The organism is Noviherbaspirillum sp. UKPF54 (genome assembly GCF_007874125.1).
GTDB lineage: Bacteria > Pseudomonadota > Gammaproteobacteria > Burkholderiales > Burkholderiaceae_D > Noviherbaspirillum.
The window spans coordinates 548765-561837 of record NZ_CP040128.1; the positions used below are offsets into that span (position 1 = coordinate 548765).

The window sequence follows — 13073 nt, forward strand, 5'->3', positions numbered from 1 at the left end:
CGAGTTCCGGCCCCGGCCGGGGCTCAGGCAGCGCTGGGCAGTTGCGTGGCGAGTTCGCCGTCCGCGGCCGGCGCAGGAACGTGCTCTGCAGAAGCCCGCGTCGCCCGCTCCAGTTCGGCGAAGGCATCCTGGGTCAATGTCATCAGCCGCTCGGGATCGGGCACCATGTCGGTGTCGACAAACAGGGCCAGCTGGATCTGGCCGGCATAGGAAATGAACGCGAGTCCGACGCCGATCATGCCAGCCTGCGGCACCCAGCAAATCAGGTCGGTCATCCTTGAGCCTGCCAGATAGCGCGGCCTGGCGGGACCTTCTATGTTGGTCAAGACGACCGAACCTTTCGAGGTGAACAGGTTCAGCGCAAAACGCTGCAAGATCCGCGGCAGGCAGCCGGCGATGGACAGGAAGGCCATGGTCGCCCTGGGCTGATGCGACTTTTTGATGGCGGTCATGCGCCGGCTCGATTCGCGCAGGCGCTGCACTGCATCGTCCAGGTCGGTGGGCAGCTCGACTGCCACCAGGCCGAACTCGTTACCCAGCTGGAAGGCGTTCGCCTTTTCGCGCAAGTTGAACGTGACTGCCGCCCGTATCGATTTTCCCTCGACCCGTTCGCCGCGTTCCGCCAGGTATTGGCGCAAGGCGGCGGAAACGGCCGCCACCCATACATCGTTGAGCGTGACGCCCATCCTCTTTGCCATGGCCCTGACCTGATCCATGGCGAGCGGCGGCAGCCACACCAGTTGCTTGTTCCCTGCCAGGGGGGCCTTGAGCCTTGTCTTCGCATCGGGAAGCAGCAAGGCAAGGCGGGTGACGTGGGCGGCGATTTTCAACCAGGAGACGCCCTTGACCACGCGCGAGCATACCGGGTGGAGGACCGGCTGGGCGCGGTGCGGGTGCCCCTCGGCGGCCGGGCTCCTGCCATGGCTGTCGTTGTCGTCGGTGAGATGATTGAGCACATGGACCAGGCCAAGCCCGTCCGTAATGCAGTGCTGGACCCGGAAGACAATCGCATACCCGCCTTCGACCTGGTCGATCACGGTCATTTCCCATAGCGGCCGGTTCTCGTCGAGCGGCACATGCGCCAGCACGGTGAGGTGGGCCTGGAGTTCCTGGCGCGTGACTTCATGCCCGATCTTTTCGAGCTTGACGTGGTTAAGGATGTTGAAGGCCAGGTCTTCGGTCCAGTACGGCTTTCCCCTGCGTGTCACGACTTTCTGCGTGAACCTTGGGTAATTCGGCAACCGGTGCGCGACCGTTGAAATCAGGCGCGCCATGTCCAGCGGCCCCTCGAACAGGAGAATGCTGTTGATCACCATGAGGTTCCGATTCGTGTCCATCCGGTACCAGGCATAGTCGCGCCGCGTCATGGCCGACTGCATGTTTTGCGCAGCTTGTGCGGCATCGTTCATGCAGTCTGGCTGAACGCGGTGTTCCTGCTGCTCGGCCACGAGTGGCGCGGAAATAGGATGTTTCACGATCGGTGTCTCCGGTGTTTGCGTCTTTGAGCTGCGGCGCTTTTTGTCGTGCTGCACGGCGGCTTGTCCTGTCCCGAAGCGAGGCCGGCGATCCCGGGTCCGCCTTCGGAAACCTGCATGCCTGGTCCATGCGCATTTTTTAAAGAGGGATGTCTCGCCGCCAGGCCCGTCATCGGAACGAGTGGCGGCAGCCATTTTCCAAACCGCCGGCGCTGGTAAGACAGCAGGAAGAAAATGCAAAAAACGCAACGCCGGCCCGATTGATGGTAATGCGAAACCGCCAACGCACAGGCCGCACCTCATTGTCTTTATGGGCCAAATGGTTGGCTTTAAGAGTCAGCGGAGACGCGGATTCCGGGTGAACTTTCCGGGAAGATATTAATAAAAAGAATCTAATCGCAGTGGTCTTTTGCCCCAGGAAAACTGACTCTCAAGGTCACAAATTTGGCTTCCCAGGCCATGGTGACGCGCGATGTTTATTCCGGATATTGGCTTAATCTAAACGTTCCCTGTGTTAATGAAATGCTAATAAACGGCGCGCCCTTTCATGATGATCGGGGCTGTGCATTTCGGGGATCGAGGTAGAACTCTAATTCAGTCTCTGGCGCGAGCAACGCCGATGCGATGACGCGAGGCTGAAGCAGGGCCGGTTTCATTTCGAGGAGACGTGCCGGCGAAAACATCCGCTGGCATTGCTACAAACAAAAAGGTTGGAAAAACCTGAGGATCAAGCCATGAAAGACAAGTACAAGATAGTTGGCCCGATTTACGACTTGTTAAGCGCGGTCTATAGCGGAAATTCGATTCATCACTGCAAGGTGGCCATGCTGGAGCATCTGAAGCCGGGCGACAAGGTATTGTTCGCCGGCGTGGGCCACGGAAGGGACGCGGTGCATGCGGCGAAGCTTGGCGCGGACGTGACGGTCGTCGACCTGTCGGAAACGATGCTGCGGAATTTCCAGCGCAATCTGGAAAAGGAAGGCGTCACCGTGAAAATCCGGCGCGTGCACAGCGACATCATGAAGGTGGATGAGTACGAAAAGTACGACATGGTCGTCGCCAATTTCTTCCTCAACGTGTTTAGCGAAGACATGATGGTGCGTGTGCTGCAGCACCTGATCAAGCTCGGCAAGCCGGGGGCGCACGTGGTCGTCGGCGATTTCTCCTACCCGACCGGCAATCTCTTTTCGCGCGCCTTCAAGGTCGCCTACTGGTATGGCGCGGTGCTGTTTTTCTGGCTGTTCGCCGGCAATGCGGTCCACAACATTTACAACTATCCGGAGTCGATGCGACGACTCGGATTGCATATCCGGGAGCAGAAGCATTTTCGCTTGCTGATGCTGAACTGCTACTGGTCCGTCCTTGGGAAAAAGCCTGTCTGAAGCGAAGGAAGCGGGGGTATGGCGCGCTGCCGGTCACATGTGCATTGCATGAACTTGCAAGGACGCATGCGCGGCAGGAGGGGACAAACGGACTGAGCTGATTTCTCGCCCGTCCTGCCGCCATCGCGTGCACCGCATTCCGATGCCAGCTTGCCGCATATATGGAGGTCGACATGACTGATCAGGCTTTTGCGCTGGATAGGCCTATTGCCACTGGCGTCACGCATATAGACATGGTGCGCCGCAGCGCGTGCCTGAAGCAGTTCGGCTCGCACTCGATGGCCTTTTCGACGATGCAGCCGGACCTGGCGTATTTCGATATGCCGGGCATCGGCTACATCGCCTATGCCCGGCATTACGGGGTGCGGTTCGCGCTGGCCGACCCGGTGTGCCATCCGAAGCACCGCGAACTGATGCTGGATCGCTTTATTGCCGAGTTCCCCGACGCGGTGTTCGTGCAGGTCAGCAAGGCGGTGGTCGATCATCTCCATTATCGCTACGGTTTCTACGGCACCCAGTTCGGCAGCGAATCGAAGATCGACCTCGCGACCTGGTCGCTGCGCGGCGCGAAGAAACAGATCATCCGCACCGCGGTCAACCAGGCCCGCAACCAGGGGATCGAGATCCGCGAAAGCGGATTCGATCATGACGTCAAGAAGATATCCGAGGCCTGGATCCGCACCCGGCGCTGCAAGAACAATGAAATCCGCTTCCTGATCCGGCCGATGCTGATCGATTACAGGGACGGCACCCGTTATTTCTACGCCTGCCTGGGCGGCAAAGCGGTCGGCTTCGTGTTCTTCGATCCGATCTACCGCGACGGCAGGCTGGTCAGCTACGTTCCGAACATCTCCAGGTCGTCCGCCAACTTCAAGCAGGGCTTGTGGTACGCCCTGATGGCGCACGCGATGGAGGTCTTCAAGGAAGAGGGCGTGGCGTACATCGATCTGGGACTGGTGCCGCTGATGCTGGCCGATACCGTCGAGCCGCAAGAGTCGCGCCTGTTGCGCAGCGTGATGTCGGTGATCCGGGAACGCATGGACTTCCTGTACAACTTCAAGGGCCTTGAATTCGCCAAGTCGCGCTTCCACGGCACTGTCGAAAAGACGTACTGCTGCCACCGCAACGCGCTGCCCGGCTTTGCAATGTTTGCCTTGTTCCGCCTGACGCGCATCATTTGACTGCTTCAGCAACGCATGCCGCGGCCGCCGGCCGGGCAGCCTGTCCGATTGAGAGAAATAAGATGAAACAACCAATGCAGAATCTGAGCGTACGGACGGCCTTGTCCGGCAAGCGCATCCTGTTGACGGGCACAACCGGCTTTCTGGCGAAGGTGGTGCTGGAAAAACTGATCCGCGCCGTGCCGGATGTCGGCCGCCTGATCCTGCTCATCCGCGGCGGCCGGGGAGGCGACGGCGCGCGCGAACGTTTCGAGCGGGAGATCGCCACTTCGTCCGTGTTCGACAGGTTGAGGGAAGAGCAGCCTGACTTCCTGGAGCGTTTTTTTGCCGACAAGGTCGAATGCCTGACGGGCGAAGTCACGGAAGCGGGATTCGGCCTGCCTGCAAGTAAGTTCGTCGAGCTGGCCGGGCGGGTCGACGTGATCATCAATGCTGCCGCCAGCGTGAATTTCCGCGAGCCGCTCGACCAGGCGCTGGCGATCAATACCTTGAGCCTGCATCATCTCACCGCGCTGGCGCGCGCCGCCGATGCGCCGCTCGTTCAGATATCGACCTGTTACGTCAACGGCTACAACCGGGGCGAGATGCGCGAGCAGATCGTCAAGCCGGCCGGCGCCGCGATTCCCCGCCATCGCGACGGGTACTACGACGTCGAGGCGCTGATCGGCAAGCTGCAAAAGAAGATCGAGCGCATCAAGGCCAGGGTGCGCGACCCCAAGCTGCTGGAGCGGCGCCTGACCGAGCTAGGCATCGCCGAGTCGAACCGCCATGGCTGGAACGACACCTACACGTTCACGAAATGGATGGGCGAGCAGCTTGCCATGCGCGGCATGCATGGCCGCGCCCTCGGCATTCTGCGCCCGTCCATCATCGAAAGCGTGCTGCAGGAACCGGCGCCGGGATGGATCGAGGGCGTCAAGGTCGCCGATGCGATCATCCTGGCCTATGCGCGCGGAAAAACCAGCTTTTTCCCCGCCAAGACCGACGGCGTCATCGACATCATTCCCGCCGACCTGGTCGCCAACAGCATCTTGCTGACGACGGCGGAAGCCATCGCCGAACCGGCGCAGCATCGCATCTATCAATGCTGCAGCGGTTCAGGCAATCCGATCCTGATGGGCGACGTCATCCGCCTGCTGGAAGGAGAGTCCAAGCGCAACTGGCGAGCATACGACCGCTTGTTCTACAGCGAGCCCAAGCATGATTTCCGCGTGGTGAACAACACGACGTTCCGCCTGATGATGGGATGCATGGGCGTGGTGGTCGGCGTGCGCAGCGCGGCGCAGCGCCTGCTCGGCGCCGGCGGCGCATCGAGGTCGCTCGAAGCATTGCGCACCACGCGCACGCTCGCGATCACGTTCTCCTTTTACACACAGCCGCGCTACCGTTTTCATAACGCCAAACTGCTTGCGCTGGCGCAGCGCTTCGGATCGGAGGAAGGGTATCTTTTTCCGGTGGACGCGCGACTGATCAACTGGCCGGATTATTTGTGCCGCATCCACATGACCGGCTTGAACCGCTACGCATTGCGGCGCCGGGAGGCCGCTGCGGCAAGCAGTCCGGCGGGCGTGGCCTTGCCGGCGCCGCAGGCGGCGCGATAGGCGCCGGGGAATGAGCACCGTGCGATTGAACTTCTTCAGGGAGGGCAGGGATGATGCCGTTGGCGGATATTCTCGCCATGTTCGTCAGGCAGAAGCGGATGCGACGCATGCCGGAAGTGACGGCGCCCGTCGCTTCGCATCCCGCCTCGCGCGACGGCCAGGACGCCATCCCGGAGGTCGACGGCCGCCTGAAGGAAGCAGTCGCGCTGCATAAGAAGGGCGCACTGGCGCAGGCGCAGGCGATTTACCGCGACATCCTGCGCCTGCATCCCCGGCATTTCGATGCCTTGCACTACATGGGGCTGATCGCGTTGCAGCAGGGGCAGGCGCAGGCCGGCGTGGAACTGATCGGCCGGGCGTTGGAGATCGACGCAAGCCAGGTCCCCGCGCTGTGCAACCTGGCGACGGGATTGCGACAGCTGGGCCGCCACGCCGAGGCGCTGCAATGCTACGAGCGCGCGCTGCAGCTCAGGCCTGAAACGATCGAGCTGCATTACGCGCTGACCGACGCTTTGCTGGGCCTGAAGTGGCACGACGAGGCGCTCAGGGCGTGCGAGCGCGCACTGCGGATCAGGCCGGACGATGTCGCCCTGCTGCAAAGCCGTGGAACGGCGCGGCTCCTGTTGCATCGCTATGAAGACGCCGTTGCGGACTTCGATCGCGTGCTGGCGCTGAACCCGGACAGCCCCGAAGCGCTCAACAATCGCGGGCTGGCGTACGCGGCCCTGGGCGATTATGCCGAGGCGCTCGCCGGCTATGAGCGCGCCCTTGCCCGCAACCCGGAATTCGCCGACGCGTTCAACAACCGCGCGATTGCCCTGAGCGCGCTGAACCGCAACGCCGAGGCGCTTGCCAGCTGCGACAGGGCGCTGGCGTTGCAGCCCGATTTCGCCGATGCGCACAATAACCGCGGCAACGCCTACAGGAACCTGCACCGGTTCGACGAAGCGCTGGCGAGTTACGAGCAGGCATTGCGCTCCAGTCCGGACTTCAGGGAAGCGCTCGGGAACTACGCCGCCATCCTGTTCGTGTCGGGAAGGTTCGAGCAGGCGGCGCAGGCTTATGCCAGGCTGCTGCAGCGCGCGCCGGAAGAGGATTACGCATCCGGCAGCCTGTTTTCCTGCCTGCTGCGCTGCTGCGACTGGTCGCAGCATGCGCAACTGAAGGAGCGCCTGGTCCAGATGGTGCGGGCCGGGAAGAAGGCGGCCACGCCATTTTCATTGCTCAGTGCCTCCGATTCGCCCGCCGATCAGCAGCGCTGCGCGCAAATTTACGCCGCCGATCTGTTTCCCGCGCGTGCCGCTCCGGCTTGGCAGGTGCAGCGCCCGCGGCGCGACAAGATCCGCGTCGCCTACCTGTCCGCCGATTTTCACGATCATGCGACCGCTTACCTGATGGCCGGGTTGTTCGAGGCGCATGACAGGCAGCGCTTCGAGATCAGCGCGGTCTCCTTCGGCCCGGATGCGAACGACGAAATGCGCAAGCGGCTGCTTCATGCCTTCCATCGCTTTATCGATGTGCGGGAGAAAAGCGACGCCGAGGTCGCGCAGCTGATGCGCGAGCAGGAAATCGACATCGCGGTCGACCTGAAGGGATTCACTTTCGGTAATCGGACCGGCATTCTCGCGCAGCGCGCCGCGCCCATCCAGGTCAATTACCTCGGTTATCCCGGCACCATGGGGGCGGACTACATCGACTATATTCTCGCCGACCGGCATGTCATCCCGGAGGACGAACGGCAGCACTATACGGAAAAGGTGGTTTACCTGCCCGCTTCCTACCAGGCGACGGACTCGAAGCGCGCCATCGCGCCGGACGCGCCGGCGCGCGGCCAGTCGGCATTGCCGGAGTCCGGTTTCGTGTTCTGCTCGTTCAACAACAGCTACAAGATCACGCCGTCGATATTCGACGTCTGGATGCGCCTGCTGCGGAAGGTGCCGGGCAGCGTGCTGTGGCTGCTCGAAGACAATCGCGCGGCTTCCGCCAGCCTGCGGCGCGAAGCGGCGGCGCGCGAGGTGGACCCCGGGCGGCTGGTTTTTGCGAACAGGATGCGGCAGGACGAGCATCTGGCGCGCATGAAGCTGGGCGACCTGTTCCTGGATACCTTGCCCGTGAATGCGCATACCACGGCAAGCGACGCCCTGTGGGCCGGGCTGCCGGTGCTCACCTGCCTGGGCAAGTCCTTTGCCGGGCGCGTGGCGGGCAGCCTGCTGCACGCCATCGGCCTGCCGGAGCTGGTGACGAAAAGCCTGGAGCAATATGAAGAGCTGGCGATGCTGCTGGCCTTCTCGCCGTCGCGCCTGGCGCAGATCAGGGAAAAACTCGCGGCCAATCGCGCCGTCTTTCCGCTGTTTGACACCGCGCGCTTTTGCCGCCACATCGAGGATGCCTACATTCACATGTGGGAGCGCCACCAGAGAGGCGACGCGCCAGAAGGATTTGCCGTGCCCGGATAGGGAAACTCCGCTTCCCGGCCGCCACGCCGCGCGTTTCAGGTGTCGATCAGGCCGCGGTTGCGGGCGATGAACACCGCTTCGCTGCGGTTGCGCGCATCGAGTTTTTCCAGGATGCGGCGGACATGCCATTTGACGGTGTTAACGGAGAGGAACACGGCCCGGGCGAGCTGTTCGTTGCCCATGCCGGTTGCCAGCAGCGCCAGGATGGCGCGCTCGCGTTCGCTCAGGGGCATGCCGTCCCCCACGGCGGGGCGCAGCACGGCAGGCGATTCGCCGCGCAGGTCGCGCCAGTAGGCCAGCACGAGTTCTGCGTCGGGCAGCATGGCGAACGACTGCGGCGGCAGCGCTGACAGCAGGGCCGGGATGCGCGAGCCATACTCGGAGAAACTGCGGCGTGCGCCCATCGCTGCTCCCATCTGCAACGCCCGCATCAGCGCGTCACGGGCCGCCTGGGGCGCTCCGCCGGCATCCAGGGCGAGCACATGCAGCAGCGTCAGCTTCAGCAGGCGCCAGCGCCGGCCTTGCGCGGTCGCGCACGCGATTTCTTGTTCCAGCCTTTGCGTCGCCCGCCGCAGATCGCCGCGCACGATGGCGCAGCGGACCGATTCGATGCCGGCGCCGAACAGTTCCTCGACATACGGGTTCCCGTGCCCGCCGGCCGCGCCGTCTTCCATGCGCTCCAGGGCGGCCGCGCGCGCCAGGGCCGCTTCGTCCCGTCCGGCAAACAGGTCGAGGCGCACCCGTTCCCAGTCGAACAGCCGCCGCGCGCGCGGCGAGGGCCATGCTGCGCAGTGGCTCGCGGCCTGGTCCAGCGCGGCGACTGCGCCTTCCAGGTCGCCTTGCGCGGTCCTGATGCGCGTTCGCACGATGTAGCTGAACAGCTGCATGTCGGGCGAGGGCTGGTGCATGATCAACGGAAGATAGCGCTGCAGCAGTTCCTCGGCCTCATCGAGGCGATCCTTTTCGTACAGCACGCCGGCGATCAGCCCGACCGAAGCGGCATTGACGTGGCCGGGATCGAACCAGGGCTGGCGCAACCTGATCGCCGCCATTTTTCCCACTTCCCGGCATTGCTCCAGCGCGCCATCGAGGTTGCCCTGCATTGACTCGATCAAGCCGGAAAGCGCCATCGCATAGCCGAGGCCGAGCGCGCTGCCGATATCTTCGTTGCAGCGCCTTGCGCGATCGGAGAAGGTCCGCGCCCGCGCGAAATCGCCTTCCTGCATCAGGCAGTAGGAGATCACGTTGGCCAGCGCGCCGGCGGCGAAACGGTGGCCGGCATCGATTTTTTCCCACTTCGCCAGGCCGCTCGCCAGCGCGGCGCGGGTGTCGCCGCACAATGCCATGTGGACAGCTTGCAGCGCCGTCCATTCATCGTGCAGCGTGCCGCCGGCGGCGCCGAGGGCGGGCTTGAGGCGGGCCAGCCAGCGCAGCGCGGCTTCGCTCTGGTTGCCGAAGGCACAGGCCCAGGCCGCAGCCAGCATCAGTTCGGGGCCGGCTTCGTCGAGCGCCGCGTCGCTCAGGCGGTCGAGCCAGCGCAGGATGATGCCGAACTGCGCCTGCATCACCAGCTCGCGCGCGCAGCCCGTCATTTCGCGCATGGCGGCGGCATGGTCGCCGGCCGCAAGCCACAGGTCGACCGCTTCGATGGAGGCGCCGTGGCGTGCGAACCAGCGGGCCGCGCTGCGGTGCAGCTCGCGCACCGCAGCGGACGGGAACGTCAGCGCCTGCTGACCCCGCAGGAATTCGGCGAACAAGGGGTGATAGCGATACCAGTGGCGGCTGTCGTCGACCGGCGCGGTAAACAGGCCGTGCCGTTCGAGGTATTGCAGCATGTGGCGCGCATTGTCGCGGCCGGTCGTGGCGTCACAGGCGCCGGCGCAGAGCCGTGGCAGGGTGCAGGTTTCCAGCAGAAACATCCTGACTTCGGGCGGCTGCGCGTTCAGCACATCCTCAGCCAGGTAGTCGGCGATGTGCGCCAGGCTGCCGGACAGGTCGTGCGCATAGCGTTCCAGGTCGCCGCCGTTGCGCGCGGCCAGCGCGGTCAGCTGCAGGGCGGCCGGCCAACCGTCGGTGACAGCCTGCATTTTTTCGATGGTCCAGCCACCGACCGGTTCGGCGATGCGGCTGCCGAAAAAGCGCGCGGTTTCGGCGACGTCGAAGCGCAGGTCGGCTGCTGTCAGCTCCAGCAGTTCGCCGCGCAGGCGATAGCGCTCCAGGCCGAGCGCGGGCTTGTCGCGGCTGCCGATTACCAGCCGCACCTGGCGCGGCAGGCGCTCGACCAGCAGCTTGACGACACGCATCGACGCGGCGCTCGTCAATTGTTCGAATTCGTCGAGGAACAGCGTGAGCGGCGCGCTGTCCGGTCCGATCCGGTCCAGCACCGACATCCAGTCGGACGACGCCACCAGCGCCGCGTCGTCCGAGCCCGGCGCGACCGAGCGCATCCAGGGATGCAGCGCGCCGTACAGATAGCACATCAGGCACGCCGGGTCGTTGTCCGCCTGATCCAGCGTCAGCCAGCACGCCTGGCCGCGCCGCCGCAGGATACGGTTCATCCATTGCCCCATCAGCGTGGTCTTGCCATATCCGGCCGGCGTCAGCAGGAGGACCAGGTGGACGTCGGCGTGCCGCTCCAGCCGCGCCAGCAGCAGTTCGCGCGGCACGCCGCCGCGGCCTGCCACCGGAGGCTGGAACTTGGTGACGTTGAGCGCGACGGCCGCCGCGCCCGCGGGCGCGGCATAACCGGGAGAGGGCAGCGACAACTGGTTCATGGGGCGCTGGCGCGGTCGGCCTGGCTGACGATGATACGGCCAGCATAGCAACGCGCCAGGCCACGGCTTTGACCGATAGCCAGTTTTCGGTTCGCGCCGGATTATCCGGCGGGCAAGCGGCGCTTGCCCATGAAGCCGTGCGTCATTCCGCCGGTGTCGCGGGTGTGGCAGGTGTGGCCGGTGCCGCCGGCGTCGTGTATTGCGCCAGGATGCGGGCGGTCTCCGCCTCGGCCCAGGGAATCGACATGTCGGTCCTGGCCAGGCGGCTGCGCCTGATCAGGTCGCTCGCCTTCTCCGCGATCATGATCGTCGGCGCATTGGTATTGCCGCCGACCAGCGTCGGCATGATCGAGGCATCCACCACGCGCAAGCCCTGCAGCCCATGCACGCACAGTTCGGCGTCGACCACAGCCATCGGATCGTTGCCCATCTTGCAGGTGCCGACCGGGTGGTAGATCGTTTCGGCACGCTGCCGGATGAAGCGGCGGATGTCGTCGTCGGTCGTGCAATCGGCTTCCGGCACCATTTCGCGGCCACGGTATGGAGTGAAGGCGGGCGCCGCCAGGATCTTGCGCGCCAGCTTCACCCCTTTGACCATGTGCTCGATGTCTTCCGGCGCCGACAGGTAATTGGCGAAGATGTCCGGCTTGGCCAGCGCATCCCGGCCGGCCAGGCGGATCTCGCCGCGGCTCTTCGGGCGCAGGTTGCACACATGCAGCGAATAGCCGTCGCCCATCAGGAAGCCGAGCTTGCGGCCGTGGTGGGACAGGCGCAGCGGCGTGAAGTGGAACTGCAGGTCCGGCACCGGCTCGTGCGCGGCGCTCTTGGCGAATGCGCAGCCTTCGGCGCCGTTGCTGGTGTACATGCCCCGGCCGGCGGTGACGTAGCGGAAGGCATCCCAGGCGCCGCGCAAAAGATTGCGCCCGGTAATGCCCCACGACACCGGCTTGGTGCAGGTGTGGACGATGATCACGTCGAGGTGGTCCTGCAGGTTCTTGCCCACGCCAGGCAGGTGCGCCATCACCGGGATGCCGGCGGCGTGCAGCGCCGCGCCTTCGCCCACGCCCGACAGCATCAGCAGCTGCGGGCTCTGGATCGCGCCGGCGGCCAGGATCACTTCGCGGTGCGCGCGCACCTGCCTGGGCCGGCCCTGCTGCAGGTATTCGACGCCGATGGCGCGCGTGCCGTCGAACAGTACGCGGCTGGCATGGGCATCGGTGATGACGGCCAGGTTCGGCCGCGCGCGCGCCGGGTCCAGGTAGGCGCGCGCGGTGCTGCAGCGGTGCCCATTCTTCTGGGTCAGCTGGAACAGGCCGACGCCTTCCTGTTCGGGGCCGTTGAAATCGTCGTTGTAGGGGAGGCCGGCCTGCTGGCCGGCTTCGACGAAGACGTGCGACAGCGGGTTCGGCGAACGGATATCGGCCACGTTGAGCGGGCCGCCCGCGCCGTGGAAGTCGGAGGGGCCGCGCTCCTGGTGCTGCGCGCGCTTGAAATAGGGCAGGACGTCATTGAACGACCAGCCCGGATTGCCGAGGCTGGCCCAGGTGTCGTAATCGAACGGATGCCCGCGCATGTAGCACATTGCATTGCTCGAACTGCAGCCGCCCAGGGTGCGGCCGCGCGGCCAGAACAGCTGGCGGCCGCCGAGTTCGGGCTCGCTGCGCGTCTGGAAATGCCAGTTCAGCACCTTGCTGTGCATCATCCACAATATGCCCATCGGCATGTGGATCATCGGATGGGTGTCGGGTGGACCGGCTTCCAGCAGGCATACCGTTACCTCGGGGTCTTCGCTCAGCCGGGATGCGAGTACACAGCCGGCGGAGCCCCCGCCGACAATCACGTAGTCGAACATGCTTGTCTCCTGTTGTTGCCTGGTTGCGCGCAGGTGGAACGGGCTTGCCGACCTGGCGCAACAGGCGGCATGGATTTCTCCGGCCCCTGGCATGCCTCGACGAACTGCGTCGCCTTGTCTCGATCCAGAGTAGGAAGCGAAGGCGCGAACGTCACCATCCGAAAGGATGGAGATGCGGATGGGTGAAACAAATTGTTGTATGGCATGAGCCTTCTGGTGCCGTCTCCGGGTGGCCGTTCGCTAACCTCAGGCACGACTTTTGTGGCTACGCAAACAAACGCATTTCCGGCCTGGGCACCGATGAACTCTTGCTTCTCGTATCACCCAAACAAGGTGAAATTCATGGGGAGGC

General features: G+C 64.3%; 7 protein-coding genes. 4 read left to right on the forward strand and 3 right to left on the reverse strand.

Annotated elements, in window-relative coordinates; all coding sequences use genetic code 11:
* Window positions 1–23 precede the first annotated feature (23 nt).
* Window positions 24–1475 (reverse strand): wax ester/triacylglycerol synthase family O-acyltransferase, encoded by a 1452-nt coding sequence (locus FAY22_RS02570; protein ID WP_246860635.1) that lies wholly within the window; start codon window positions 1473–1475, stop codon window positions 24–26.
* Window positions 1476–2209: 734 nt separating this feature from the next.
* On the opposite strand from FAY22_RS02570, the gene FAY22_RS02575 reads away from it, so the two are divergent.
* The 4 genes from FAY22_RS02575 (at window position 2210) to FAY22_RS02590 (ending at window position 8095) form a co-directional block, all read left to right on the forward strand.
* Complete coding sequence (locus FAY22_RS02575; RefSeq protein WP_146328775.1) at window positions 2210–2857, forward strand: class I SAM-dependent methyltransferase; 648 nt, start codon at window positions 2210–2212, stop codon at window positions 2855–2857.
* A gap of 173 nt (window positions 2858–3030) precedes the next feature.
* Window positions 3031–4038, forward strand: coding sequence for a DUF2156 domain-containing protein (locus FAY22_RS02580; RefSeq protein ID WP_246860636.1), 1008 nt, complete (start codon window positions 3031–3033; stop codon window positions 4036–4038).
* A 74-nt stretch (window positions 4039–4112) separates the two neighbouring features.
* Entirely contained in the window at window positions 4113–5639 is a 1527-nt protein-coding gene (locus FAY22_RS02585; protein ID WP_246860637.1) for a fatty acyl-CoA reductase, read from the forward strand.
* A gap of 50 nt (window positions 5640–5689) precedes the next feature.
* Window positions 5690–8095, forward strand: a complete 2406-nt coding sequence (locus tag FAY22_RS02590; protein ID WP_146328778.1) for a tetratricopeptide repeat protein — start codon at window positions 5690–5692, stop codon at window positions 8093–8095.
* 35 nt (window positions 8096–8130) lie between these two features.
* On the opposite strand, the gene FAY22_RS02595 is transcribed toward FAY22_RS02590, so the two are convergent.
* Window positions 8131–10869: a LuxR C-terminal-related transcriptional regulator gene (locus FAY22_RS02595; RefSeq protein ID WP_146328779.1), complete on the reverse strand. Its 2739-nt coding sequence runs from the start codon at window positions 10867–10869 to the stop codon at window positions 8131–8133.
* Between the two features lie 142 nt (window positions 10870–11011).
* The gene (locus FAY22_RS02600; RefSeq protein ID WP_146328780.1) at window positions 11012–12721 is read right to left on the reverse strand and encodes a GMC family oxidoreductase; all 1710 of its coding nucleotides are present in this window, start codon (window positions 12719–12721) and stop codon (window positions 11012–11014) included.
* Window positions 12722–13073 lie beyond the last annotated feature (352 nt).